The organism is Mycobacterium arosiense ATCC BAA-1401 = DSM 45069, assembly GCF_002086125.1.
In the GTDB taxonomy this organism is placed as follows: domain Bacteria; phylum Actinomycetota; class Actinomycetes; order Mycobacteriales; family Mycobacteriaceae; genus Mycobacterium; species Mycobacterium arosiense.
The window spans coordinates 1-25,964 of sequence record NZ_MVHG01000056.1 but is presented as its reverse complement, the minus strand read 5'-3'; the positions used below and the strand labels follow the sequence as shown (position 1 = coordinate 25,964).

At 68.3% G+C, this 25,964-nt stretch carries 25 protein-coding genes; 8 read left to right on the top strand and 17 right to left on the bottom strand.

The annotated features are described in order from the left end of the window. The first annotated feature begins 3 nt into the window (after nt 1-3). Nucleotides 4-1,104 (top strand): 3-beta-hydroxysteroid dehydrogenase, encoded by a 1,101-nt coding sequence (locus tag BST14_RS19100; RefSeq protein WP_083065946.1) that lies wholly within the window; start codon nt 4-6, stop codon nt 1,102-1,104. On the opposite strand, the gene BST14_RS19095 is transcribed toward BST14_RS19100, so the two are convergent. The 3 genes from BST14_RS19095 to BST14_RS19085 are packed head-to-tail and all read right to left on the bottom strand — an operon-like array spanning nt 1,101 to nt 4,205. Further along, nucleotides 1,101-2,645: a carboxylesterase/lipase family protein gene (locus BST14_RS19095; RefSeq protein ID WP_083065945.1), complete on the bottom strand. Its 1,545-nt coding sequence runs from the start codon at nt 2,643-2,645 to the stop codon at nt 1,101-1,103. The genes BST14_RS19100 and BST14_RS19095 overlap by 4 nt on opposite strands. A gap of 27 nt (nt 2,646-2,672) precedes the next feature. After that, nucleotides 2,673-3,470 (bottom strand): dienelactone hydrolase family protein, encoded by a 798-nt coding sequence (locus BST14_RS19090; protein WP_083065944.1) that lies wholly within the window; start codon nt 3,468-3,470, stop codon nt 2,673-2,675. Nucleotides 3,471-3,506: 36 nt separating this feature from the next. Beyond that, nucleotides 3,507-4,205, bottom strand: coding sequence for a DUF4245 domain-containing protein (locus BST14_RS19085; RefSeq protein WP_083065943.1), 699 nt, complete (start codon nt 4,203-4,205; stop codon nt 3,507-3,509). Between the two features lie 55 nt (nt 4,206-4,260). Here BST14_RS19085 and glpX point away from each other — a divergent pair, with 55 nt between their 5' ends. Genes glpX through BST14_RS19070 form a run of 3 tightly spaced genes read left to right on the top strand, consistent with a single transcriptional unit; the run spans nt 4,261 to nt 7,854 of the window. Further along, nucleotides 4,261-5,340 (top strand): class II fructose-bisphosphatase, encoded by a 1,080-nt coding sequence (gene glpX / locus BST14_RS19080; RefSeq protein WP_211280762.1) that lies wholly within the window; start codon nt 4,261-4,263, stop codon nt 5,338-5,340. A 30-nt stretch (nt 5,341-5,370) separates the two neighbouring features. Then, nucleotides 5,371-6,786 carry a class II fumarate hydratase gene (locus tag BST14_RS19075; protein WP_083065942.1) on the top strand — a complete coding sequence of 472 codons (1,416 nt, stop codon included), beginning with the start codon at nt 5,371-5,373 and terminating at the stop codon, nt 6,784-6,786. A 48-nt stretch (nt 6,787-6,834) separates the two neighbouring features. Further along, on the top strand, nt 6,835-7,854 hold the full coding sequence (locus tag BST14_RS19070) for a hypothetical protein (RefSeq protein WP_083065941.1): 1,020 nt from the start codon (nt 6,835-6,837) through the stop codon (nt 7,852-7,854). 10 nt (nt 7,855-7,864) lie between these two features. On the opposite strand, the gene BST14_RS19065 is transcribed toward BST14_RS19070, so the two are convergent. The 5 genes from BST14_RS19065 to glyA all read right to left on the bottom strand — a co-directional run bounded on the left by BST14_RS19065 (nt 7,865) and on the right by glyA (nt 14,178). Next, entirely contained in the window at nt 7,865-9,328 is a 1,464-nt protein-coding gene (locus BST14_RS19065) for an adenylate/guanylate cyclase domain-containing protein (protein WP_083065957.1), read from the bottom strand. A 135-nt stretch (nt 9,329-9,463) separates the two neighbouring features. Continuing rightward, nucleotides 9,464-10,339, bottom strand: coding sequence for a polysaccharide deacetylase family protein (locus BST14_RS19060; RefSeq protein WP_083065940.1), 876 nt, complete (start codon nt 10,337-10,339; stop codon nt 9,464-9,466). A gap of 55 nt (nt 10,340-10,394) precedes the next feature. Further along, nucleotides 10,395-11,696: an RNA 5'-3' helicase PhoH2 gene (gene phoH2 / locus BST14_RS19055; RefSeq protein WP_083065939.1), complete on the bottom strand. Its 1,302-nt coding sequence runs from the start codon at nt 11,694-11,696 to the stop codon at nt 10,395-10,397. A 253-nt stretch (nt 11,697-11,949) separates the two neighbouring features. Continuing rightward, on the bottom strand, nt 11,950-12,777 hold the full coding sequence (locus BST14_RS19050; protein ID WP_083065956.1) for an acyl-ACP desaturase: 828 nt from the start codon (nt 12,775-12,777) through the stop codon (nt 11,950-11,952). A gap of 120 nt (nt 12,778-12,897) precedes the next feature. After that, nucleotides 12,898-14,178 carry a serine hydroxymethyltransferase gene (gene glyA, locus BST14_RS19045; protein WP_083065938.1) on the bottom strand — a complete coding sequence of 427 codons (1,281 nt, stop codon included), beginning with the start codon at nt 14,176-14,178 and terminating at the stop codon, nt 12,898-12,900. A 128-nt stretch (nt 14,179-14,306) separates the two neighbouring features. On the opposite strand from glyA, the gene coaA reads away from it, so the two are divergent. Continuing rightward, nucleotides 14,307-15,245, top strand: a complete 939-nt coding sequence (coaA, locus tag BST14_RS19040) for a type I pantothenate kinase (RefSeq protein WP_083065937.1) — start codon at nt 14,307-14,309, stop codon at nt 15,243-15,245. Nucleotides 15,246-15,278: 33 nt separating this feature from the next. Here the strand turns inward: coaA and BST14_RS19035 are convergent, their stop codons facing one another. The 3 genes from BST14_RS19035 to BST14_RS19025 form a co-directional block, all read right to left on the bottom strand. Continuing rightward, nucleotides 15,279-15,701 carry a hypothetical protein gene (locus BST14_RS19035; protein ID WP_083065936.1) on the bottom strand — a complete coding sequence of 141 codons (423 nt, stop codon included), beginning with the start codon at nt 15,699-15,701 and terminating at the stop codon, nt 15,279-15,281. 243 nt (nt 15,702-15,944) lie between these two features. Beyond that, nucleotides 15,945-17,315 carry a hypothetical protein gene (locus tag BST14_RS19030; RefSeq protein ID WP_083065935.1) on the bottom strand — a complete coding sequence of 457 codons (1,371 nt, stop codon included), beginning with the start codon at nt 17,313-17,315 and terminating at the stop codon, nt 15,945-15,947. Between the two features lie 48 nt (nt 17,316-17,363). Then, the gene (locus tag BST14_RS19025; RefSeq protein WP_083065955.1) at nt 17,364-18,152 is read right to left on the bottom strand and encodes a (2Z,6E)-farnesyl diphosphate synthase; all 789 of its coding nucleotides are present in this window, start codon (nt 18,150-18,152) and stop codon (nt 17,364-17,366) included. Between the two features lie 183 nt (nt 18,153-18,335). Here BST14_RS19025 and trhA point away from each other — a divergent pair, with 183 nt between their 5' ends. After that, complete coding sequence (gene trhA / locus BST14_RS19020; RefSeq protein ID WP_083065934.1) at nt 18,336-19,109, top strand: PAQR family membrane homeostasis protein TrhA; 774 nt, start codon at nt 18,336-18,338, stop codon at nt 19,107-19,109. Between the two features lie 17 nt (nt 19,110-19,126). Here trhA and BST14_RS19015 read toward each other — a convergent pair whose 3' ends face one another. The 4 genes from BST14_RS19015 to mca all read right to left on the bottom strand — a co-directional run bounded on the left by BST14_RS19015 (nt 19,127) and on the right by mca (nt 22,888). Continuing rightward, the gene (locus tag BST14_RS19015; RefSeq protein ID WP_083065933.1) at nt 19,127-19,510 is read right to left on the bottom strand and encodes a nuclear transport factor 2 family protein; all 384 of its coding nucleotides are present in this window, start codon (nt 19,508-19,510) and stop codon (nt 19,127-19,129) included. Between the two features lie 201 nt (nt 19,511-19,711). Next, nucleotides 19,712-21,721, bottom strand: coding sequence for a thioredoxin domain-containing protein (locus BST14_RS19010; RefSeq protein WP_083065932.1), 2,010 nt, complete (start codon nt 21,719-21,721; stop codon nt 19,712-19,714). Next, nucleotides 21,708-22,019 carry a hypothetical protein gene (locus BST14_RS19005; RefSeq protein ID WP_083065931.1) on the bottom strand — a complete coding sequence of 104 codons (312 nt, stop codon included), beginning with the start codon at nt 22,017-22,019 and terminating at the stop codon, nt 21,708-21,710. Before BST14_RS19005 ends, BST14_RS19010 begins: the two co-directional genes overlap by 14 nt. Further along, a complete protein-coding gene (gene mca, locus BST14_RS19000; RefSeq protein WP_083065930.1) occupies nt 22,016-22,888 on the bottom strand; it encodes a mycothiol conjugate amidase Mca in 873 nt (290 codons plus the stop codon). Before mca ends, BST14_RS19005 begins: the two co-directional genes overlap by 4 nt. A 111-nt stretch (nt 22,889-22,999) precedes the next feature. Between mca and BST14_RS18995 the strand changes: the two genes are divergently transcribed. Continuing rightward, the gene (locus tag BST14_RS18995) at nt 23,000-23,434 is read left to right on the top strand and encodes a DUF4307 domain-containing protein (RefSeq protein WP_083065929.1); all 435 of its coding nucleotides are present in this window, start codon (nt 23,000-23,002) and stop codon (nt 23,432-23,434) included. 220 nt (nt 23,435-23,654) lie between these two features. Next, nucleotides 23,655-24,149: a transcription elongation factor GreA gene (gene greA, locus BST14_RS18990; protein ID WP_083065928.1), complete on the top strand. Its 495-nt coding sequence runs from the start codon at nt 23,655-23,657 to the stop codon at nt 24,147-24,149. A 76-nt stretch (nt 24,150-24,225) separates the two neighbouring features. Here greA and BST14_RS18985 read toward each other — a convergent pair whose 3' ends face one another. Together BST14_RS18985 and BST14_RS18980 are read right to left on the bottom strand one after the other, a co-directional pair. Then, a complete protein-coding gene (locus tag BST14_RS18985; RefSeq protein WP_083065927.1) occupies nt 24,226-25,386 on the bottom strand; it encodes a cystathionine gamma-synthase in 1,161 nt (386 codons plus the stop codon). Nucleotides 25,387-25,397: 11 nt separating this feature from the next. Then, on the bottom strand, nt 25,398-25,964 hold a 567-nt coding region (locus tag BST14_RS18980; protein WP_211280761.1), incomplete at its 5' end, for an RDD family protein.

Genomic DNA, 25,964 nt, shown 5'->3' with positions numbered 1-25,964 from the left:
GTTATGCTTTCGGCCATGGGTGATCCATCGCTGACGGCCGAGCTCGGCCGCGTCCTGGTCACCGGGGGTTCCGGATTCGTCGGCGCCAACCTGGTGTCCACCTTGCTCGAGCGCGGACATTTCGTCCGTTCGTTCGACCGTGCGCCCTCGCCGCTGCCCGCGCATCCCCAGCTGGAGATGCTGCAGGGCGACATCACCGACACGGCCGTGTGCGCCCACGCGGTCGACGGCATCGACACCGTCTTCCACACGGCCGCGATCATCGACCTGATGGGCGGGGCGTCGGTGACCGACGAGTACCGGCAGCGCAGCTTCGGGGTCAACGTCGGGGGCACCGAAAACCTGGTCCGCGCCGCGCAGGCCGCCGGGGCGAAGCGCTTCGTCTACACCTCGTCGAACAGCGTCGTCATGGGCGGTCAGAACATCGCAGGCGGCGACGAGGCGCTGCCCTACACCGACCGGTTCAACGACCTCTACACCGAGACCAAGGTGCTCGCAGAGCGATTCGTCTTGAGGCAGAACGGTGTCGACGGACTGTTGACGTGTGCGATTCGCCCCAGCGGCATCTGGGGCCGGGGCGACCAGACGATGTTTCGCAAGCTGTTCGAAAGCGTGATCGCCGGCCACGTCAAGGTGCTGATCGGCCGCAAATCGGCCCGGTTGGATAACTCTTACGTGCACAACCTGATTCACGGTTTCATCCTGGCCGCCGAACACCTGACGCCCGGCGGCACCGCGCCGGGCCAGGCATACTTCATCAACGACGCCGAGCCCATCAACATGTTCGAGTTCGCCAGGCCGGTGGTCGAGGCGTGCGGGGAGAAGTGGCCGCGGGTCAGGGTGAACGGGCCCGTCGTGCGCGCGGCGATGACCAGTTGGCAGCGGTTGCATTTCCGATTCGGGATACCGGCGCCGCTGCTCGAGCCGCTCGCCGTCGAACGGTTGTATCTGGACAATTTCTTTTCGATCGCCAAGGCGTCGCGCGACCTCGGTTACCAGCCCCTGTTCAACACCGAACGGGCGCTGTCGGAATGCCTGCCGTACTACGTCGAGATGTTCGACCAGATGAAGCGACAAGCGTTGGCGGGCAAAGCGTCCGCCTAGCGAAAGCTCACCATCTCGCTGCCCCAGGCCGCGCGGATGTCGGCGTCGATGTCCTGCGCGACGGTGTCGGTGCGGCCGATGATCAAGCAGGAACGGTCGGTCTGCGCATAGGGCGTCCATTCCGGCGCGCCTGCGGGACCCGCGGGTGTGGCGTGCGCGGCGAAGTTGATCCAGCGGGTGCGCACCCTCTTGGACACCGCCTTGGCGGCCTTGGTGCCGCCCAACTTCAGCGTGGGATCCATGGGTGCGCCGAGATTGCCCCAGACGAACGGCAATTCGGTGGCATGAGCGGCCCCGACCATCAACAACTTCAACAACGGGGTAGCGTAATCGAACCGGTACAGATACACCGGCGCCACGCGAGCGTGCCCCTCGGCCAGCCACACCGACGGCATCCGGAAACCGACGTCGGTCGCGATGCTCAAAGTCCTTGCCCTGCGCCGCAATCGCGAATACGCGGAGCCGATCTCCTCCTCGGTGGGCAACTGCAGGTCGGGTTGTTCGGCGGCGATCTGGTTGAACATCGACGTGATCGCGCTCGGGGTGATCGGCATCAGCGGCGAACGCATCAACCGGAAGAGCGCCGCCTCGTGCTTGTTGGTGCCGATGATCAACGGAACCGGGTGTGAGCGGCCCTGTTGGGCAAGCTTGACCGGATAGTCGCTCAGCACATCGCCGTCGACGATCGGGACGAACGCCAGCGTTCCCGGGTTGCGCACCGGCACTTCGTCGAACACCTGTTGCGTCGCGGTCAGGATCTGCGCCATCGGGATGTCGATGAGCCGCCGGGATTCCGCCGGGGTGACTCCTAGCCGGTCGAGGAACGCCCGGGCCACCCGGCCGGCACGCTCGCGGTCGTAGACCGAAGTGGCCGGCGAGCTTTGCGCGATCGCCCCGGCGAACAGACCCTCGGCCGCCGGGCTGGCCAGCAGGGTGGTGACCATCCCGGCCCCGGCGGACTCGCCGAACAGCGTGACCCGCCGCGGATCACCGCCGAAGGCGGCGATGTTGTCGCGCACCCACTGCAGCGCCGCCAGCGCGTCGCGCAGCCCGACGTTCGAGTCGGAATGCCGACCACGGGAATCGAACGACGACAGGTCGAGAAAGCCGAGCACCCCGAGCCGGTAGTTGACGGTCACCACGATGACGTCGCCGTGGCTGACCAGCCTGCGGCCGTCATAGAGGGTCTGGCTGCTCGATCCCAGGACGTAGGCGCCGCCGTGCAGCCAGACCATCACCGGTTTGGCGTCGCCGGGGCGGGTGTCGCAAGACGCCCAGACGTTGAGCCGCAAGCAGTCTTCGCCCTGTGGCGCGCCCAGATCCAGCGGCATGTTGGGAAAAACCGGTTGCGGGCAGGCCGGGCCGAACGCGGTGGCGTCGGCGACCTCGGTGCACCGCGCGGGCGGCTGGGGCGCGCGGAAACGCAGCTCGCCCACCGGCGCGGCCGCGTACCGAACGCCCTTCCACGCCCTGACACCGTTCTCTTCGATGCCCCGGACCGGGCCGTAGCTGGTCTCGACCACCAGGTCGTCGTTAGCCATGCGCGTGCGAAATCTCCTGAAACGATCCTAGAAAAGGCGTTGCGTGAGGAATTCGACCACTCTCTTGCGGGCCTCGTAGGCGGGGTGGCCGTCGAGTTCGCGAACCTCGTCGGTGAGCACCGAGTGCGCCATCTTGCCGAAACCGTGCTGATTGCCGGGGCCCGAATCGATGTCGATCACCTCGAAGGCGTCGCCCAGGCGCTGCTTGAGCGTCACGAACCGCTCGCCGGGCGACATCTTGTCCTCGCTGAACCGCAATCCCATGGCGCACAGGCCGTCGTTGGCGCACCGGTCGGCCACGGTGGCCAGCTCGGCTTCGCTCAGGCCGGGGTCGCTGCGCCGCGCCGCGCCCAGCGGGAATGGGACCGACGGTTGCGACAGCACCGGCGCCAGCACGCTGTCGTCGACCGCGGCGGCCAGCGCGAACCCACCGGTGAAGCACTGGCCGATCACCCCGACGCCCTTGCCCGGCGTCGATGCGTTCAGGTCACGGGCCAGCTCGCGCAGGAACGAGGCCACCGGCCGCTGCTTGTTCAACGCGAGCGCCGCGAATTCCCTTGCCACACAGGCCCGCCCGATGGTACCGAGGAGGTAACTTGCCGTCTTCGCCTTGCCCGGCTGCCCGAACAACGACGGCATGGCGACGGTGAAGCCGTTGTCCACCAGGTGATTACCCAGGGCGAGCACGCCGGGATGGATCCCGGGAATCTCGGGAATCAGCACCACCCCGGGTCCGCTGCCCTTGCGGTAGACGTCATGGGTGTAGCCGCCGCCGCTGAACGGTGCCGCCGACCATCCGGTCAGATCGGCCTCTGGTGCAGTCACGTCGATGCCATCCCATCCCTCTGCTTGCGCGGTGAGCTAGCGGCTTGGCAAAGGCGGTTGCGATTGCGTCGCCGACGCCAGCGTACGAAACTGATCGGTGGTTCCGGCGCCGGTTATCGCAATTTGGGTGGCGCCGCCCGGACCGCTGAGCCGGGTCGTCCATATCGGCTCGGCGTCCGCGCCGGTCTGACCGGAGCCCTGATAGACCACCCACCCGGTCCCGCCGACGTCGACGGTCCCCGTCGGGTAGGCCGACGGGTGAATCGAACCGATCAGCTTGTCCTCGTCGGCGTTGCTCTGGGTCAGGCTCAGGTACATCCCGGTCGGGGTGAGGTAGCCGACCACCGAAACGGGCGCGTTCACCCGTTGACCGCTCGCGGGGTCGGTCCGGCCGCCCTGGATCCCGCCGCGGTGGCCGGAGTTGGCCTGCCAGCCGGTGGGCAACTGGGGCTGGCGGATGGGAAAGCCGAGCGCAGAGGCGTCCGCACGCAGGGCCGCACCCGCGTCATAGGAAGGGACGGGGCCCTGGTGGTGGCCGAACTGGACCGAGCACATCCCGAGCATGCCGGCGAGCGCGATGCACGCGATGACCAGCGGTATCAGGGACCAGAACATGTCCCGGCCGTCCTGCAACAGCCGGGGTTTGGCCGGCCGGGGCGCCGGTCCGGCTTGCCCAGACGGCGCGCCGGCCACATTCCCATCGAGCTGGGCATTCGGCGGCGGCTCCTCCGTCATCCCCCAAGTATCCCAGTTCCAGCGCAGCGATCCGCTTCTGGGACAATCGGCAACCATGACAGTTGAGGGCGACCACCCGGCCGCCACCACCGGCCGGGCCCCCGCGCAGGGGCGGCCGCGGGGTGAGGCACCAGACCGCAACCTGGCTTTGGAACTGGTACGCGTCACCGAGGCCGGGGCCATGGCCGCAGGTCGCTGGGTCGGCCGCGGCGACAAAGAGGGCGGCGACGGAGCGGCCGTCGATGCGATGCGCGAGCTGGTCAACACGGTGTCGATGCGCGGCGTCGTCGTCATCGGCGAGGGCGAAAAGGATCACGCGCCGATGCTCTACAACGGCGAGGAGGTCGGCAATGGCGACGGCGCGGAGTGTGACTTCGCCGTCGACCCCATCGACGGCACCACGCTGATGAGCAAGGGCATGCCCAACGCCATCTCCGTGTTGGCGGTGGCCGACCGCGGCGCCATGTTCGACCCGTCGGCGGTGTTCTACATGAACAAGATCGCCGTCGGGCCCGAGGCCGCGCACGTGCTCGACATCACCGCGCCGATCGCCGAGAACATCAAGGCCGTCGCCCAGGTCAAGGCGTTGTCGGTGCGCGACATGACCGTGTGCATCCTGGACCGGCCGCGGCACGCCGAACTGATCCACGAAGTCCGGGCGACCGGAGCCCGCATCCGGCTGATCACCGACGGTGACGTGGCCGGCGCGATCTCGGCCTGCCGGCCGCATTCGGGCACCGACATGCTGGCCGGGATCGGCGGCACGCCGGAAGGCATCATCGCCGCCGCCGCCATCCGGTGCATGGGCGGCGCGATCCAGGCGCAGCTGGCTCCCACCGACGATGACGAACGCCAGAAAGCCATCGACGCCGGCTACGACCTCGACCAGGTGCTGACCACCGAGGACCTGGTGTCCGGGGAGAACGTATTCTTCTGCGCCACCGGCGTTACCAGCGGCGACCTGCTCAAGGGCGTGCAGTACTACCCCGGCGGGTGCACCACCCAGTCGATCGTCATGCGGTCGAAGTCGGGCACCGTCCGGATGATCGAGGCCTACCACCGACTTTCGAAGCTCAACGAGTACTCCGCCATCGACTTCACCGGCGATAGCTCCGCCGCCTATCCCCTGCCCTGACCACCGATCGACGAACGAGGAAGACCATCTATGGCCGCGAACAGCCCTGATGACACCGAGTACCGCATCGAGCACGACACCATGGGCGAGGTCCGCGTACCCGCAAAAGCGTTGTGGCGCGCGCAAACTCAGCGTGCGGTCGAGAACTTTCCGATCTCGGGCCGCGGACTGGAGCGCACCCAGATCCGCGCTCTGGGCCTGCTGAAGGGCGCCTGCGCGCAGGTCAACAAGGACTTGGGTTTGCTGGCGCCGGAAAAGGCCGACGCGATCATCGCCGCCGCGGGCGAGATCGCCGACGGCCGGCACGACGACCAGTTCCCCATCGATGTGTTCCAGACCGGTTCGGGCACCAGCTCCAACATGAACACCAACGAGGTGATCGCGTCCATCGCGGCCGCCAACGGTGTGACGGTGCATCCCAACGACGACGTCAACATGTCGCAGTCGTCGAACGACACCTTCCCCACCGCCACCCACATCGCGGCCACCGAAGCCGCTGTGCGCCATCTTATTCCGGCGCTCGAGGTGCTGCATGACGCCCTGGCCGGCAAGGCCCGCGAGTGGCACACCGTGGTCAAGTCGGGCCGCACCCACCTGATGGACGCCGTCCCGGTGACCCTCGGCCAGGAATTCAGCGGCTACGCCCGCCAGATCGAGGCGGGCATCGAGCGGGTGCGCGCGACGCTGCCCCGGCTCGGTGAGCTGGCCATCGGCGGCACCGCGGTCGGTACCGGCCTGAACGCTCCCGACGGCTTCGGCGCCAAGGTGGTCGAGGCGTTGGTCGCCTCCACCGGCCTGAGCGAATTACGCACGGCGGCAAACTCGTTCGAGGCCCAGGCGGCGCGCGACGGGCTGGTCGAGGCGTCCGGTGCGCTGCGCACCATCGCGGTGTCGCTGACCAAGATCGCCAACGATGTCCGCTGGATGGGGTCGGGCCCGCTGACCGGACTGGCCGAGATTGCGCTGCCCGACCTGCAGCCGGGCAGCTCGATCATGCCGGGCAAGGTCAATCCCGTTCTGCCAGAAGCGGTTACCCAGGTCGCCGCGCAGGTGATCGGGAATGACGCCGCGGTGGCCGTCGGTGGCTTGTCCGGTGCCTTCGAGCTCAACGTCTACATCCCGATGATGGCCCGCAACATCCTGGAGTCCTTCAAGCTGCTGACCAATGTGTCGAAGCTGTTTGCCGAGCGTTGCATCGTCGGCCTGGCGGCAAACGTGGAGCACCTGCGCGAGCTGGCCGAGTCGTCGCCGTCCATCGTGACGCCGCTGAACTCAGCGATCGGCTACGAGGAGGCTGCCGCGGTGGCCAAGCAGGCGCTCAAGGAGCGCAAGACGATTCGCCAAACGGTGATCGATCGCGGCCTGATCGGCGAGAAACTGCCGATCGAGGAACTCGACCGGCGGCTCGACGTGCTGGCGATGGCCAAGGTCAAACCCGAAGACTGAGCCGCCCGTCATCCCGGCGGTGATCGACGAGAGTAAGGGTGGTTTTGCATGACGGCTCCTCCCGGTGGCCCCTACGGCCAGGGACCCTACGGAAGCAACCCGTATGGGCAGGACCCGAATTGGGGCGGGCAGCCGCCCGCCGGCGGTCCGGGGCCATACCCGCAGGGCGGTCCCGGCCCTTACCCGCAGGGTGGTCCGGGGCCCTATCCGCCGGGCGGTCCCTACGGCTACCCACCGGGTGGTCCGTACCCGTATGCGCCGGGTGGCCCCGCCTACCCGAACCAGCCGTATCCCCAATCCGGACAGCAGTTTCCGCCGGGTGGGCCGAGCGGCCCGTATCCCCCGGGGCCGCCGGGTGGGTCTGGGTCCAAGCTGCCCTGGTTGATCGTCGGCGGTCTGGTCGTGCTGGCGGTGGTCGCGCTCGTCGCGACGCTGCTGGTGATGCGGGGTGGTCATGGCAACAAGCCGGCCGCCGCGCCGTCGACCACGAGCACCTCGGTTTCCCAGCCGAAGAATTCCGCGCAGAACGCGACGGATTGCACCCCGAACGTGTCCGGCGGTGAGATGCCCCGGACCGACTCGATCGCCGCCGGCAAGCTCTCGTTCCCGGCCAGCGCGGCGCCGGGCGGGTGGACGGTGTTCTCCGACGACCAGGGCCCGAACCTGATCGGCGGGCTGGGTGTTGCCCAAGACGTGCCCGGGGCCAATCAATGGATGATGACGGCCGAGGTAGGCGTCACCAATTTCGTTGCCAGCATGGACCTTACGGCGCAGGCCACCAAGTTGATGCAATGCATCGTCGCCGGGCCCGGCTACGCCAACGCCCAGCCGACGCTGGGACCGATTAAGTCGTCGCCGATCACCGTCGACGGCACCAAGGCGGTCCGCGTCGACGCCGACGTCACGATCGCCGATCCCAGCCGCAACGTGAAGGGCGACTCCGTCACCATCATCGCCGTCGACACCAAGCCGGTCACCGTGTTCATCGGCAGCACGCCCATCGGTGACGCCGCGTCTGCGGACCTGGTCGCGAAGATCATTGCCGCGCTGAAGGTTTCGAAGTCCTGACGGGTGGCGGCTAGCTAGCCGGGCCCGTCGGCGCCGAGACCAGGGTGGCCTCCGATCGGCCGCGCAGGACCGTGGAATAACACTCGGCCCACTGCGCGCGCTCGGCCTCCCCCGCGGCATCGATGGCGCCCGCCGAGCACAGGATCCGCCGGTCGGAGGTTTTGGCGAGGTCGGCCAGTCGCGCGGCCTCGTTGACGGCGTCCCCGATCACGGTGTACTCGTACCGGTTCTCGGCGCCGATATTGCCGGCGAACACCCGCCCCGCCGAAACGCCGATGCCGAAATCGACCGGTAGCCGCCGCAGTTGGGAGCCGAGGGAACGAGCGGTCGCCAACGCCGACGACGCCGGTTCGCTGGTCGGCAACGGCACGCCGAAGACGGCCAGCGCGGCGTCGCCGGCGAACTTGTTGACCAGACCGTGGTGTTCGTCGACGGCGTGCACCACGATGCGGAAGAAGTCGTTGAGCACCTCGGCGACCTCCTGCGGGGGGCGGCTTTCCGCGAGCTGGGTGGAGCCCACCAGGTCGATGAAAAGCACCGCCGCTTCGACGACGTCGCCCGACAAAGTTGCCCCCTCGTTGAGGGCGCGTTGTGCGACATCGGCGCCGACATGGCGCCCGAACAGGTCACGCAGCCGGTCCCGCTCGGCGAGCCCGGCCACCATCCGGTTGAATCCTGTCTGCAAACGCCCGATTTGGGAACGTTCGTAGACGCCGACGTAGGTTTCCATGCGGCCATGCTCGATTTCTGCCATCGCGTCGACGACCTCGCCGACCGGATCCGAGATGGACCGCGAGGTCAAGATCATCGTCGGCAGCCCCAGCACCAGCGCCGCCAGCGACACCACCAGAATGGGCACGTCCAGCGACGCGGACTTCTCGATCAGCCACCCGTATGAGCGCAACACGACCAGCGTCGCGATCACGGCGATGGGGAACGCGCTACACAAAAACCACAGCAGGACCAGCCGGGCGTACACGCCCGGCACCGTCAGCCGCGGCTCGGCGCCCAGCGTGGCGGCGCGCATGATGGGCCGCAGGGTGCGTTGCGCGAGCAGCATGCCGGTGCCGGCGGCCGCCGACCCGCCGAGCAGCACGCCGAGCGCGATGGGCAGCAGGGACCGCGGTCCGCCAGTCAGATTCAGCAGGATGAAGATCCCGCCGGTCAACGCCCAGGAGGTCACCAGGATGGCCGACTGACGACCGGCCAGCTTCATCACGGCTTCGCGTTGTTGCGGGGTGGGTTCGGCGCCCGCGACATACCAGCGCACGGTGGGAGCCAGGCTCACGGCGCCGGCCACCGCGACACTGACGATGCCGAGCACGATGAGCAGCACCACCGGCGCCGTGTTCTGCCGCGCGAAGTCCGCGTTTGCGCCGACGGAAGTGTGGCCCCGCAACGGAATCAGGATGGCGGCCGCTTCGACGACGGCCAATGCGTAGGACAGGCTGAGATCGAACCCGTATTGAAACAGCCATCTTCGAAAAGACTTTCGCTGTCCGGTGCCCCGGTGCTGCGCCGTTTTGCGGAATTGTTGCGGAAGCCGATCCCGGAGCCAGCCCACGGTGATCACGCTACAAACGTAGTCGCGTGCGCCCCGAAATGTGTGTTACGCACCGTTGTTCGGACCGCCGGAGTTCTGCCCGGGGATGTCGGTGATCGGAAAGTTGGGCATCGGTCTGGGCGAGGGCGTGTTGGGCAGCGTGGGGATGTCGGCGGGCGGGATGTCGTGCAGAGCGTTAACCGGTGGACCGTTTTCCCGGCCGCCGTAACTGCTGCCGGGCCCTCGTTGTCCCAGCAGATCGCTGACCGTGACCATCCGGTAGCCGTTGGCCCTGAGTACCGGGATGAACTGATACACCAGGTCGACGGTGCTCGAGTAGGTGTTGTGCAGCAACACTACCGAGCCGGGCTTGATGTAGGTCATCAGCATGTAGCGGGTGGCGGCTGTGTTCGAGTCGTTTGCCCAGTCGAAAGGGATGACATCCCAGAGGATTTCGGCGAGCCCGAATCGGCCGGCGGTCTGGCGCACCACCGGGTCGGACAACCCGCCCGCGGGGCGATACAGGGTCGGGGTGCGCCCGGTCGCGGCGGTGATCGCGTCGTTGGCCTTGGTGAACTGGGCGGCGATGTCCTCGCGCGGGATCGTGGTCATGTTGGGGTGTTCCCAGGTGTGGCTGCCGATCTCCATCCCGGCGTCGGCGATGCGCTTGGCCCCGGACGGGTTGGCGGCCACCTTGTTGCCGATCAGGAAGAACGTCGCCTTGGCGTCGTTGTCCCTCAGGATCTGCAGCAGCCGCTCATCGAACGGTCCCGGCCCGTCGTCGAAGGTCAGGGCAACGCATTTGACCACCGAGCAGCTGAGGTCGTCGGCGCGCGTCACGTGACCCGTGAGCCCGCCGATCACCAGCACCGCGACCGCAGCCGCGACACCGACCACCGTGCGCCAGTAGCGCCAGGTCTGGGTGTCGGGTCGTTTCGCCACCGTGGAAGCTTATCGAAGGCGGGCCTGCCCGAGATCGAGCGCGCTGGTCAGGCGCTTACTGCGGGCCGGCGATCTCCTCCAGCATCTCGGTGACCAGCGCGGCGATCGGCGATCGCTCGCTGCGCAGCAGCGTGATGTGCGCGAACAACGGATGGCCTTTGAGCTTCTCGATCACCGCGGCGACCCCGTCGTGGCGGCCCACCCGCAGGTTGTCACGCTGGGCGATGTCGTGCGTCAGCACCACCCGCGATCCGGCGCCCAGCCGCGACAGCACCGTCAGCAGGACATTGCGCTCCAGCGATTGCGCCTCGTCGACGATGACGAACGAGTCGTGCAGCGAGCGGCCGCGGATGTGGGTCAGCGGGAGCACCTCGAGCATGCCGCGGGACAGCACTTCCTCCAGCACGGCCGGGCTGGCCAAACCCTCGAGGGTGTCGAAGACGGCCTGGGCCCACGGACCCATCTTTTCGCTCTCGCTGCCGGGCAGATAACCCAGCTCCTGGCCACCGACGGCGTAGAGCGGCCGGAACACCACCACCTTGCGCTGGGTCCGGCGCTCCAGCACCGCCTCCAGGCCGGCGCACAGCGCGAGCGCCGACTTGCCGGTGCCGGCCTTGCCGCCCAGCGACACGATGCCCACCGACTCGTCGAGCAGCAGGTCGAGCGCCACCCGCTGTTCGGCGGAACGCCCGCGCAGCCCGAACACCTCCCGGTCGCCGCGAACCAGCTGGACGCGTTTGTCGGCGTTGACCCGGCCCAGCGCATGAGAGCTGCCGCCGAGCAGCCGAACCCCGGTGTGGCAGGGCAGGTCTCGCGCTTCCGCGAGATCGATCTCGCCGTCGCTGAACAGCGCGTCGATGTCCTCGGCGGCGGTCTCGATCTCGCGCATGCCCGACCAGCCGGAGGCCACCACGTCTTGGGCGTGGTACTCGTCGGCGGCCAGGCCCACCGCGGCGGCCTTGACCCGAAGCGGAATGTCCTTGCTGACCAACGTAACTCGCTTGCCTTCGGCGGCCAGGTTGGCGGCGCAGCTGAGGATGCGGGAGTCGTTGTTGTCGCTGCGGAAGCCCGCCGGCAGCACCGCCGGGTCCGTGTGGTTGAGCTCGACGTGCAACGAACCGCCTTGTGTCCCAACGGGAATAGGCTGATCGAGCCGTCCGTGCAGGAGACGAAGATCATCGAACAGTCGCAACGCTTGGCGCGCGAACCAGCCCAGCTCGTGATGGTGGCGTTTGGCCTCCAGTTCGCTGATCACCACCAGTGGAACAACCACCTCGTGTTCGGCGAACCGGCTGCACGCCCAGGGGTCGGACAGCAGCACGGAAGTGTCGATCACGTAGGTCCGGATTTCGGTCACGTAGCGCTCCTCGAGCGGGATGAGCCCCCGCGGACCCGCGCGGGCATTTCGAAGGGAACCGCAGCACCAGGACCGGGGCCGGTCCTTCCGTTGTGGTGACCGGAGGTGCCGCCCTGGCAGCAGAGCTTGACGCTGACCATCGAGAACGACGCTACTCCCGTGGCCGTGTGCCCGCTGTGCAGGCGCGCCGGACGTGGCGGCGCCCGACCACTCCCAGTCGGCCGCCGATGGGGTGAGGCGCGTGCGGGCCGGCTTAGCCGACGACGAATCGCCGCAATTGGGGCTCGTCCGCGAGCCCCCACTCGGCGATGCGGGCGGAGATCGCCTGGCGCAGCTGCTCCGGACCGAAAATGCCTGCCTCGTCGACGTTTCGCACCTTGTCGGCATAGGCGTCGATGTCGGCGCCGGGTACCTGCAGGTCGGCCGCGCGGGCGGCGATCGCCGCGATCGTCTCGTCGTGGGTGTAGTCGAGGCAGTGCGCGACGAGGTTGGAGAAGAACAGTTCGTGCCGCCGCTCGTCCCGCGCGATCCGGTCGATCAGGCCGGCCAGGATGGGCTCCTCGAGCCGCGCGGCCAGGTTCTCACAGAACACGGCGTGGGTGCGTTCGGTGAACGCCATGTACACCAGGGTCTCCACCTGCGAGTACATGTCCCCGCGGTAGCCCTTCATGACGTACTGGACGCGGGCCTCTTCGTTGGCCGTCGGGTCGACCTCACGGGTCACCACCAGGTACTCGCGCAGCGCGATGGCGTGCAGGTGCTCCTCGGCGGTCCACCGGCCCAGCCAGCGGCCCCAGTAGTCCTCCAGGATGAAGTGCTCGACCAGCTCGCGGTGGTGTGCGGCGAGGTTGTCCTTGAGCAGCAACAAGATCTCGCAGGCGTCGGTCAACGGCCTCGGCAGGGTCATCGACGACGGGTCCCAGTCGCGTCCCCCGAGGAAGGCGAAGTTCTCGCCCCGTTCGAACGGCACGTAATCGTGCGCGAACCAGAGTTCTTCGGTGGACAGGTGGCGGTCGACGTTCGCTTCGACGACCGGCTCGAGTTCCAGGGTCAGCGCATTAGCGACAGGTCGTTCGGCCATGAGATAACTGTAACCCGCGTACACAGGTTCATGAAATCGACCGGGTCGTGTCGCGGCAACTGCTGACTTAGGTCCTCAAACCCGCCCAGCCCAAGCCATTCCTGCCTGCGCCGATGCCGACTAGCGACCGACGAGCGCCCAATCTTCGAGGCCGTCGTACAGCGGAAACTCCTGGGCCAGCCGCGTCACCCGCTGGCGCAGCCCCGAGACGTCGGCCGAAGTCCCGGCCGCCAGCGCGGTGGCGATGACGTCGGCGACCTCGCTGAATTCGGCGTCGCCGAAGCCGCGGGTGGCCAGCGCGGGCGTGCCGATCCGCAGACCCGAGGTGACCATCGGTGGGCGCGGGTCGTTGGGCACGGCGTTGCGGTTGACGGTGATGCCGACCTCGTGCAGCAGGTCCTCGGCGGCCTGGCCGTCGAGCGGGGAGTTGCGCAGGTCGACCAGGACCAGGTGCACGTCGGTGCCGCCGCTGACGACCGACACGCCGGCCTTGGCGACGTCGCCGGCCAGCAGCCGGTCGGCCAAAATCCGGGCGCCGGACAGCGTGCGCTGCTGGCGCTCGACGAACTCCGGGGTGCCGGCGATCTTGAGCGCGACCGCCTTTCCGGCGATGACGTGCATCAGCGGTCCGCCCTGCTGGCCGGGGAACACCGCCGAGTTGACGGCCTTGGCGTACTCCTGCTTGCCCAGGATCATGCCCGAACGGCCGCCGCCGAGCGTCTTGTGGATGGTGGTCGACACGATGTCGGCGTGTGGCACCGGCGAGGGGTGCAGCCCGGCCGCGACGAGGCCCGCGAAGTGCGCCATGTCCACCCAGAGCTTCGCGTCGACCTCGTCGGCGATCGACCGGAACGCCGCGAAGTCGAGCACCCGCGGGTAGGCCGACCAGCCGGCGATGATCACCTTCGGCCGGAATTCCAGCGCCTGGGCGCGCACCGCGTCCATGTCGACCAGATGCGTGGTCGGGTCGACGCCGTAGAAACCGTTCTCGTAGAGCTTGCCGGAGAAGTTCAGCTTCATGCCGTGCGTCAGGTGACCGCCGTTGGCCAGGTCCAGACCCAGTAGCCGCTCCCCCGGCGACATCAACGCGTGCAGCACGGCGGCGTTGGCCTGGGCCCCCGAATGGGGCTGCACATTGGCGAAGTCGGCGCCGAAAAGCGCCTTGGCCCGGTCCCGGGCGATGTTCTCCACCACGTCGACGTACTCGCAGCCGCCGTAGTAGCGGCGCCCCGGCAATCCCTCGGCGTACTTGTTGGTGAGCACGCTGCCCTGGGCCTGCAGCACCGCGCGCGGCACGAAGTTCTCCGAGGCGATCATCTCGAGCGTGTCGCGTTGCCGGCCGAGCTCTTTGCCGAGCAGCTCGGCGATGTCCGGGTCGACCTCGGGTAACGGCGCGGACATGAGGGACGCCGTAGCGGGGGCAGTGGGGCGGGCGTCAGGTGCAGCAGTCACGGCCGCCAGTCTATCCAGCGCCGGCTTTTCGACGGCCCAGCCGTCGGGCTTTTCGGCGCCTTTGCAACACTTGCACTATGCCGCGGCTTAGCGAGCCGAGCCCTTACGTGGAGTTCGACCGAAAGCAATGGCGCGCGCTTCGCATGTCGACGCCGCTTGCCCTCACCGAGGAGGAGCTGGTCGGCCTGCGCGGTTTGGGTGAACAGATCGACCTGCTCGAAGTCGAAGAGGTCTACCTGCCGCTGGCCCGGCTGATTCACCTGCAGGTCGCGGCGCGACAGCGATTGTTCGCCGCCACCTCCGAATTCCTCGGCGAACCTCAGCAGAACCCCGACCGGCCGGTGCCGTTCATCATCGGGGTGGCCGGCAGCGTGGCGGTCGGCAAGTCGACGACCGCACGTGTCCTGCAGGCGCTGCTGGCGCGCTGGGACCATCACCCGCGGGTCGATTTGGTCACCACCGACGGTTTCCTGTACCCGAACGCCGAATTGGACCGGCGAAACCTGATGCATCGCAAGGGGTTTCCCGAAAGCTACAACCGCAGGGCCCTGATGCGGTTCGTGACCTCGGTCAAATCCGGTTCGGACTACGCGTGCGCGCCGGTGTATTCGCACCTGAAATACGACATCATCCCGGGGGCCAAGCATGTGGTCCGTCACCCGGACATCCTGATCCTCGAGGGCCTCAACGTGCTGCAGACCGGTCCGACGCTGATGGTGTCGGACCTGTTCGACTTCGGCGTGTACGTCGACGCCCGGATCGAAGACATCGAGCAGTGGTATGTCTCGCGGTTTCTGGCCATGCGCGGCACCGCGTTCGCCGATCCCGAATCGCACTTCCACCACTATTCGGCGCTCAACGACACCAAGGCGGTGGCCGCGGCCCGCGAGATCTGGCGATCCATCAACCGCCCCAACCTGGTCGAGAACATCCTTCCGACCCGGCCGCGCGCCACCCTGGTGCTGCGCAAAGACGCCGACCACTCCATCAACCGGCTGCGGCTGCGCAAGCTGTGAGGCTGCGCGGCCCAGCCGCGCCGGCCCGGCGGATCACGCCCCGAGGCGACGCAATCCCAGATACTGCAGCCCCGCGAACGCCGCCGTGTAGGCGCCGGCAGCCAGCGTCAACGCCACGCCGGTGACGGTCAGCGGCAGCGTTTCCGCGGCCACGATCGACACCAGCGTGAAGGCGATGTTGACCACCAACACGCTGATGCCGACGCGGCGCAGGTCCGGCAGCGCCCCAAGGCTGAAAACCAGCAGCCCGGCCAGCACGAATAAAACGCCCACGCCGTACTCCTGGAAGGACGTCAGACCGGTCAGCGACGAGAGCGGGTCGGCGAGAAACGCGATGACCAAGCCGAACAACCCCGTCAGGGTCGCGTCGGCGCGCACCGCGAAACGCAACAGCGAATCGGTGGCGTCGTAGAGGGGCCGGGTCGGAATGCTGGATACGCCCGTAACAGAGCTCATTGTGCTTACTCCTCGCGATGGCGGATGGGGTCGAACAGCTTCGAGGGTGCCGCCAGTGCACTGCCATATCGACTCGTGGCACTGCCAACTAATGCCACGGATAAAAAGACCCGGTGGTTCACCCGGCTATTCCCGTCGCGGGCAAATATTTGACACGCGCCAGCCTGGCGGGATCAGCCGCCCCACGAGTCACAGGAGCAGGTGGGCACGGCGCTGTGCCATCGCGCTACCGAAGTACCTCGCCTAGTCGCTGGGAACCGGGACCCGCCCGCGAAGATCCGCGGCGATCAGCCGGGCCGCCGCGTTCTGCCAGTTGTGCAGCGAGCGCTGGGGAACCTCCGTGACGAACCACTGCCAGGCCTGCCGCGCGATCGGATCAAGACCCGACGCGGTGGCGTTCTGCGCGTAGGCGCGCACCCCGACGACGTAGGGAAAGTACAGCGAGTTGTAGTACCGCCACTCTTCGGTGGTGCCGAAGTCGCCGCCGTCGCGCGGCTTCAGCCGCGAGATGCCCTCGGCGAGCACCGCCTTGAGTTCGTTGGCCCGCTCGATCGGCTGGTCAGGTGCGCCGCGGGCGACCAGCCGCTCGTCGATCACCGGTAACGCCGTCAGCGGGCTGGCGACCAGCTTGCTCAGGTCGCCGTAGTGACCCAGCGCCCGCCGGGTGAGCCGCACGAAGGTGACGTCGTCGACGCCGGCGAGCGGGTGCTCATGACGCAGCGGCAGCGCCGCCCCGGTATGCCGCAGCGCGGCCCGATCCGCCCGCAGCGCCGGCGATTTCGAGAACGCCAGCCGGTCGAGCACCCCGGCCAGCGGATCGGCGAGCACCTGCACGGTGATCGCGATCGCCAGGCTGCTGAACAGCAGCGCCGTCAGCGCGGTCCGCGCGGCGGGGTCGTCGCGGGTCACCGCCAACCCGATCAGCGCCTGGCCGCCGAACAGCACCGCCACCACCACCGAACCGGCGAACGACCGGAGCATGTCGGGGCGCAGCGCGTGGCCCTCGTCGAACGCGTCCCACAGGGCGACGGCGACCCCGAGCCCGAGGACGTCGCAGCTCGTCGATGCCAACGCGAGCCAGCTGGGCACCAGGCCCAGCGGGATGATCAGGATCGCATTGGCCAGCGCGAAGAACAGGGTCGCCGTGATGGCCAGTCCCACGGAAAGCCTCGGCCGACGCGGGCGGCGCAACGCGACCGCCCCGGCGCCGAGGGTCGACACGGAGATCACCGCCAACATCACCCAGTGGCCCAGCCGCAGCGGCCCGTCGACGCTGCCGGCCAGCATCGCCCCGAACAGGGTCAGCGCGGCCACGCCGGCCACCAGCAACACTTCGCGGGTGCGCGAGCGCCAGCCGTCGCTGGGGCGGGACAGCTCGACGAGCACCGCGAACCACGCGATACCGGGGATGGCCGCGAGGTAGATCTCCACCCGGCTCAGCAGCTGGGCGTGGGTGGGGCTGGCGGTCCGAACCGCATCCAGGCCGGCCACCAGCGCGAACCCACACAGGCCGATCGCCGCCAGCACGAGGACGGGCTTGCGCGGATCACGGGAAATCAGGTACAGGCCCAGCCAGGCGCTCAGCGTGAACACCACCGCCGACAGCGCAGCCATGTGCCTAGTGTGGCACGCAGCCGGGCAGGCCCTTAAGAGCTTGGTGGGTTACTTGCCATGGCGGCGATCCCGCCGGCTGTAGTCGCGAAGCGCGCGCAGGAAATCGACGCGGCGGAACGCGGGCCAATGGGTTTCGCAGAACCACATCTCCGAATAGGCGCTCTGCCACAGCAGAAATCCGGACAGGCGTTGTTCTCCCGAGGTGCGGATGACCAGGTCGGGATCGGGCTGCCCGGACGTGTAGAGGTTCTCGGAAATGGCTTCGACGGTCACCGCGTCGACGAGCTCCTCGCCGGTGGCACCGTTGGCGAGTTCTTTGTTCAACAGCGCGCGCACCGCGCCGACGATCTCCTGCCGGCCGCCGTAGCCGACGGCGACGTTGACGTGAAAGGGCGCGGAGCTGGGGGTGGACTCGACCGCGCCGCGCAATCGGCGGGCCGGCTCGTCGCCGAGCAGTTCCAGGTCCCCCACCGTGCGCACGCTCCAGCGGTTGGCCGGTGCGCAGATCTCCTCGACAACGTCGGTGATGACCTCGATCAGCCCGGCCAGCTCGTCGGGATCGCGTTGCAGGTTCTCGGTGGACAGCAGGTAGACGGTGGTCATCTCGACGCCGGCTTCAAAACACCAGCGCAGCATCTCGGCGATCTTCGCGGCACCCATTCGGTAGCCGTAGCTGACGTCGTCGTATCCCGCGTCGCGGGCCCACCGCCGGTTGCCGTCGCACAGCACGGCGATGTGCCGCGGAAGCTGAGACTTCGAGGCGGCCAGGCCCTGCCTCAACCGCAGCTCGTAGACGCGGTACAGCGGCTCCTTGAGGCGCGGCGGAATGATTTCCACGACCATTCACCCTACTGCCAGCGGTGATCGAGTCACCGGTTCTCGTTACGGCCCGGTCGCCTGAGCAGGCGAGACGGTGCTGTAACCATCCCTGACTACTGTGGGTTTTGAACAGCCCCTGGCGACTTTCAAAAATCCGTCGTTGCGAAGACAGAACAGTTGCGAAGACAAGACATAGGAGCCATGAGCAGCCCGACCAGCACCGTGCCCAACCCGGAACCCGAACGCGAGTCGGTGGTTCCGGGCAACACCGTCGAACAGCTCGTCGAGGGTGCAGCCCAGTTCTTGGGCAAGCCCCGGATGCGCGGCTGGATCCACTTCGTCTCGGCGTGGTTGGCCGTCATCACCGGGGCAACGCTGGTGTCGGTGTCGTGGGCGGTCGCCTCGCCGCGCGCCGGCCACTCGACGCTGGTCTACGCCGCGGCGACGGTGGCGATGTTCGCGGTCAGCGCCACCTATCACCGGGTGCAGTGGAAGTCCGACGTCGCGCGCAGCCGGATGAAGCGGCTCGACCATTCCATGATCTTCGTGTTCATCGCCGGCAGCTACACCCCGTTCGCGCGGCTGGTCATGCCCCAGAACACCGGAGTGCTGGTGCAGTGCATCGTGTGGGGCGGCGCGGCGGCCGGGATCGCACTGAAGATGTGCTGGCCGAGCGCGCCGCGGTGGGTCGGCGTGCCGCTCTATCTGCTGCTCGGATGGGTGGCCGTCTGGTTCGCTCCCACGATCCTGCACCAGGCCGGCGTGGCCGCGATGGTGCTGTTGGCGGTGGGCGGCGTGTTCTACAGCGTCGGCGGCATCTTCTATGCCCTGCGCTGGCCGGACCCGTGGCCGCAGACGTTCGGCTATCACGAGTTCTTCCACGCTTTCACCGCGATCGCGGCGATTCTGCACTACATCGCCATGTGGTTCGCGGTCTTCTACACGGGCGACCAGGCCTGGCTGGCGGGCGGCTGAGGCCGCGTCGTCGCCCGCTAGGCCTGGATGACGTCGTCCTCCGGCGACCAGTAGGCCTTCATCGAGGCGATCTTGCCGTGGCTGTCGAAGACCATGACGTCGATCGGCTCGATCACCATCCGGTGCTCGCCCGCGGCCACGGTCAGCCGGAAATGGAAGGCCGCCTCGTTGCCGGCGACGCGCAGCGTCAGCAGTTCGCAGTCGCGCTGCAGGTCGTTGACCGCGGAGTAGAAGCCGTGGATCGCCTGCCGCCCGATGTGCACCTCGCCGCCGACCGGATCCTCCACGGTCGCGTCGTCGGCGTACAACTCGACCAGGTCGTCGGCGCTGCCCTTGGCGACCAGTTCGATGTATCGGTTCACCGTGTTCCGGATCGCGTCGGTCTTAGCGGCATTCGGCATGGGACGCAGGGTAACTTGCGCCAGTGGTGATCGCCAGCACGGCCGCGGCGATCGCAAGCGCGGCCGCGGCGATCGCAAGCGCGGCGAAGCCGGGCGCCGCGGGTCGACGCATAGCTCAAGCCGGGCGCCGCGGGTCGACGCATAGCTCAAGCCGGGCGCCGCGGATCGACGCGTAGCCCAAGCCGGGCGCCGCCATGGGTTTCAGGCGACTCCCAGGGCGGCCGCCAGTTCGGGCGCGGTGGTCACCGGCAGGTCGCACACCTGGCCGCGGCACACATACGCGGCGTCACCGTCGCCGACCCGGGGCCGCCCGGCCAGCAGCGCCGACGAATCCACCGGCCCGCCCACCACGATCGCCCCGCCGGGCGCCAGCCGGCGCGCCTCGGCCAGCAGCGCCGACGCCGACGGGTCGCAGGCGACCGCGATCTGCAGCGGCCCGCGCACCGCGGCTTCCGCGACGGCCAGCCAATGCCCGGCCGACCGCGGCGCGCGCTCGAGCAGCACCGAGTGCGCGCCTAGCGATTCGGCGACCGCCCGCAGGTAGCGTTCGCTCCGGTCGCCGTCGACCAGGTGCGCCGCGGTCAGCAGCGCCTCGGCGATCGACGACGCGCCCGACGGGGTCGCCCCGTCCAGCGGGTCGGCCGGCCGCAACACCAACTGCTCGGCATCGTCGGCGGTGTCGAACCAGCGGCCCGGCTGCTGCGGATCGGCGAAATGGGCCAGGGCGGTATCGAGCAGCTCGGTGGTCGCCGTCAACCAGGTGTCCTGGGCGCTCAGCTGGTACAGCGCGAGCAGGCCGGTGGCCAGCATCCCGTAATCCTCGAGGATGGCGGCGCTGTCGCCGACCACCCCGCCCAGGCTGGCGCGCCGCAACCGGCCGTCGACAACGTGCAGGCCCAGCAGCGTTCGCGCGCAACGCATTGCCGCCTGCGCCAATTCGGGCTCGTCCAGCGCCACGCTGGCCTCGGCCAAGGCGGTGATCGCCAGCCCATTCCACGACGTGATGACCTTGTCGTCCCGCCCGGGCTGGACCCGGGCGAGGCGGGCGGTCAGCAGCTCGGCGCGCACACGTTCCAGCCGCTGGGGGTCTTCGGGATCGGCGGGGGCCTGCAGCACCGAGGTGCCGTGCTCGAACGTACCGCTCTGGGTGACCGCGAAAACGCTTGCTGCCCAAGGGCCGTCGTCGGGCCCGAGCACCTCGTTCAGCTGTGCCGGTGTCCACACATAGGTCGAACCCTCGCGGCCGTCGGCGTCGGCGTCAAGCGACGAGGTAAACATGGCACCGTCGGCCAGCTCGACGAGCAGGAACCGGGCGGTCGCCGCGGTGACCCGGCGCGCCAGCGGGTCCCCGGTACGCCGGGCCCAGTGCGCGTAGGCGCGCAGCAGCAGCGCGTTGTCGTACAGCATCTTCTCGAAATGCGGTACCACCCAGGCGCTGTCGACGCTATAGCGGGCGAAGCCGCCGCCGAGCTGGTCGTAGATGCCGCCGCGCGCCATCGCGTTGCCCGTGTGCGCCACCGCCGCAAGCGCCTCCGGTGACCCGGTCCGCTCGAAGTGGCGCAGCAGCGCCTCGAGCAACGCCGACGGCGGGAACTTGGGCGCGCCGCCGAACCCGCCGTGCACGGCGTCGCGATCCTGTAGCAGCGTGGCGACGGCGTGGTCGCACAGCTCCGGCGCGATTGCCCGGCCACCACCCGGCAGACCGGACGAGAGCCTGCGTAGCTCGCCGGCAATACGGTCGGAGGCCTCCTCGACCTCGCCTCGGCGCTCCCGCCAGGTGGTCGAGACAGCCGAAAGGAGTTGCAGGAAGCCTTCTTTCGGGTAGTAAGTGCCGCAGAAGAAGGGCCGTCCGTCCGGCGTCAGAAAGCACGTCATCGGCCAACCACCGTGGCCGTTGAGCGCGACCGTGGCGTTCATGTACACAGCGTCGATGTCCGGGCGTTCTTCACGGTCGACCTTGATGCAGACGAACCCGGCATTCATGGCGGCGGCCACGTCGTCGTCTTCGAACGATTCGTGGGCCATGACGTGGCACCAATGGCACGCGGCGTAACCCACTGAGAGCAGGATCGGCACGTCGCGGTCGGCGGCGGCGGCCAGCGCCTCGGAGGTCCATTGCTGCCAGTGCACGGGGTTGTCGGCGTGCTGCCGCAGATACGGGCTGGTCGCCAGCCCAAGGGTATTCGTCGAAGCGGGGTCAGCCGGGCTCATCGCCGGGTCCCGGGGCTCGCGGCGAGCCGTTGCCTTCGTCCGGTATGGCGCCGGGGTCGACCGCGTCGGTGCCCTCGTCGGCGGCCTGGTCCGGTTCGGGGTGTTTGGGATCGAACGATTCCGGCACCTTCTTGAGCTGCCGGTTCATCGATCGCAGCAAAAACAGCGTGCTGATCAAGAGCAACACCACGATCAGCAACCCGACGGGGCTGGCCTTGCCGAAGTCGGGGCCGGTGTGGCGTGGCGGGCCGTCGGCTTGCCAGCCGGCGGCGGTCACGACGAAAAAGAGGTGGTTCACGCGTCGCTCTCGATCCCGGCGAACAGGTCGTCCTCGGTCAGCGACACCGGGACCCGCGAGCGGGCCAACTCGAATTCCTCGGTGGGCCAGAGCCGTTGCTGCCAGGCGATGGGTGCGGCGAAGAAGTCGTGGTCGGGATCGATCTGGGTGGTGTGCGCGCGCAGCGCGTCGTCGCGCTGGCTGAAGTACGCCGAGCATTCGACCCGCGTGGTCACCCGCGATTCGAACGGATCGTGCGCGGGGTCCCAGTGCTCGAGCCACTTCTTGAACGGAGGTTCGTTACCGTGCTTGATGGCCTCGTCGTGCAGCAGCTGCATCCGGGCCCGCAGAAACCCGTGGTTGTAGTACAGCTTGGACACCGACCACGGTTCGCCGGCGTCGGGGAAGCGCCGATAATCGCCGGCGGCCTCGTACGCACCCAGCGAAACCTGGTGGCAGCGAATGTGATCGGGATGGGGGTAACCGCCGGTCTCGTCGTACGTGGTCATCACGTGTGGACGGAACTCGCGGACCACGCGGACCAGTGCCTCGACCGACTCCTCGAGCGGCACCAGCGCGAAGCAACCCTCGGGCAACGGCGGCGGCGGGTCGCCCTGGGGTAATCCGGAGTCGACGAAACCCAGCCAGGTGTGCTCGACGCCGAGTATCTCGGCGGCCTTGGCCATCTCGTCACGGCGGATCTCGGCGATGTGCCCGCGCACCTCGGGCAGGTCCATCGCCGGGTTGAGAATGTCGCCGCGCTCACCGCCGGTCAAGGTCACCACCAGCACGCGATGCCCTTCGTCGGCGTAGCGGGCCAGCGTGGCCGCGCCCTTGCTGGACTCGTCGTCGGGGTGGGCGTGCACCGCCATCAACCGCAATTCGCTCACATGCTCCCTTGTCGCCTGGTGGTCGCCCGGTCTGACCCTATAATTCCAGTTCCGAGTTCGTTGCATGCTGTCGGCCGGTGCCGCACAGCCCACAACCAGGCAAATTCAGCCATGACCGATGCCCCCATCCTTCGCCCGGAGGCCCGCTACGGGCGCTCCCGGCGCTCGCGTATCCCCCGGCGGGGGGTGATCGTCGCACTGGGCGCGCTGGTCGTGGTGGCCGGACTCGTCATTGCCGTCATCGGGTATCACCGGTTCGGCACGAGCGACGTCAAGGGGACGACGGCCGGTTATCGGGTGATCGACGACCAAACTGTGTCGATAACGATCAGCGTGACGCGATCGGATCCGTCGCGCCCGGTGGACTGCATCGTGCGGGCGCGCTCGATGGACGGCAGCGAGACGGGCCGCCGGGAACTGCTGGTCCCGCCGTCGGACGCCGCCACCGTACAGGTGACCACGACGGTGAAATCCTTCGAGCCGCCGGTGGTCGCCGACATCTATGGCTGCGGCACCGATGTGCCCGCCTACTTGCGCCCGGCGTGACCTCGAAGCTCCACAGCGAACTGCGAAGATGGGGTCATCAACTGTTTGCGCGGTGGTAACATGGATGAATGCACGGTTCCGGTTGGGACCGTGTTGCTGCATTAGCGGACGTGAGCAAAACGGAGCGGCAGCACACGGGGAGGCACCCGCGCACTCCGGGCGGCGCAGCTGACAGGACTTAACGCGAACTCGCGGAACAACATACGAGGAGCAGGACGAGATGACGGATACTTCCGTGACCTGGCTGACCCAGGAGTCACACGACCGGCTCAAGGCCGAGCTCGATCAGTTGATCGCGAATCGTCCGGTCATCGCTGCGGAAATCAACGACCGCCGCGAGGAGGGCGACCTGCGCGAGAACGGCGGCTACCACGCCGCCCGCGAGGAGCAGGGTCAGCAGGAGGCCCGCATCCGTCAGCTGCAGGACCTGCTCAACAACGCCAAGGTCGGTGAGGCGCCCAAGCAGTCCGGCGTCGCGCTGCCCGGTTCGGTGGTCAAGGTCTATTACAACGGCGACAAGTCCGACACGGAGACCTTCCTGATCGCCACCCGCCAGGAGGGCGTCAACGACGGCAAGCTCGAGGTCTACTCGCCCAACTCACCGCTGGGCGCCGCCCTGATCGACGCCAAGGAGGGCGAGACCCGCAGCTATGTGGTGCCCAACGGCAACACCGTCGAGGTCACGCTGGTCAGCGCGGAGCCTTACCACTCTTGATCACGGCGTTCGCCGAGCAGACGCAGAATCGCATTCAACGCGCGTTGCGCGTGCGATTCTGCGTCTGCTCGCGCGGCTAGGTCAGGGCCTGCTCGAGATCGGCCAGCAGGTCGGCGATGTCCTCGATGCCGACCGACAGGCGCACCAGATCATCGGGGACTTCCAATTGCGACCCGGCCGTCGACGCATGCGTCATGGCGCTGGGGTGCTCGATCAGCGACTCCACCCCGCCAAGCGATTCCGCCAGGATGAACACCCGGGTCTTGGCGCACAGCTCGCGCGCGGCGTCGCGGCCGCCGCGCATGCGGACCGAAACCATGCCGCCGAAGCCGCGCATCTGCCGTGCGGCGACGTCGTGCCCGCGGTGGGAGGGCAGGCCGGGATAGAGCACCGTGCTCACCGCGGCATGGCCGGCGAGGAATTCCGCTACGGCCGAAGCGTTCTCGCTGTGCCGCTGCATGCGTAGCACCAAAGTCTTCAGGCCGCGCATAGTCAGGTAGGCGTCGAACGGGCCGGGCACCGCGCCCGCCCCGTTCTGCAGGAACGCGAACGCCTCGTCCAACTCTTGGTCGTTGGTGACCAGCGCACCGCCCACCACGTCGGAGTGTCCGCCGATGTATTTGGTGGTGGAGTGCAGCACGATGTCGGCGCCCAGCGCCAATGGCTGCTGCAGCGCGGGTGAGGCAAACGTGTTGTCCACCAACACCTTTGCCGAACTCTGCCGGCCTAGCACGGCGAGGGCGGCGATGTCGGCGATGGACAGCAACGGATTCGTCGGCGTTTCCGCCCAGATCAGCCGGGTTCGCGGCGTGATCGCGGCGGCGACGGCGTCCAGCTCATGCAGCGCAACCGGGGTGTACTCGACGTTCCACTGGGTGAAAACCTTGTCGATCAGCCGGAAGGTGCCGCCGTACGCATCGTTCGGGATGACCACGTGGTCACCGGGCCGCAGCACCGCGCGCAGGGCGCAGTCCGTGGCGGCCATGCCCGAACCGAAGGCCCGACCGTAAGCGCCCCCTTCCACGGCGGCCAGCGCCGCTTCGAGCGCGGTCCGGGTCGGGTTGCCGGTGCGCGCGTACTCGAATCCGCCGCGCAGGGCGCCGACGCCGTCCTGGGCGAACGTGCTGCTGGCGTAGATCGGGGCGTTCACCGCGCCGGTCGCCGGATCCGGCCGATAGCCGGCGTGGATCGCTTTGGTGGCCAGGCCGGTGAACGTCTGGTGCGCGTCGTAGCTCATCGACGCTCAGCCTAGGTGACGGCCGGCCTCTCGGCGCCGTCGATCGGCAGGCACACCGTCGTCATGATCTTGTCCGCCAGCGTCTGGCGCTTCGAATCCCACAGCGGGAAAAGGAAACCGATGAAGCAGATGATCGCGTCGACGAAGTGCGCCAGCGCGCGCACCACCGACATCCCGAAGCCCAGCGGCTGACCGGTGACCTCGCTGACCACTTTGAACTTCAGCACCGACTTGCCGACGCTCGACCCGGTGGTGCCCTGCCGGTAGCCGTAGTTCCAGATCAGATAGAACAGCCCGATGATCGACGCCAGCCACTGCGCCACCATGCCGCCGGTCGAGTTCTGGGTGGCGCAGTACTGGTTGACCGAGTACTGCGTGACGTCGGTGATGCAGGCGGTCTGTTGGGTGGCGACCAGGATCGCGGTGCCGATACCGTGCACGACGACGTACGGGAGAACGTCGATGACGAACGCCAGCGCGCGGCTCAGCCACGGCGTGTACTCCTCCGTCGGCAGCGTGCGGATCGCCGGCCCGGGTGGCGGCGGCGCGTAGCCGCCGGCCGACGGCGGGGGTGGCGG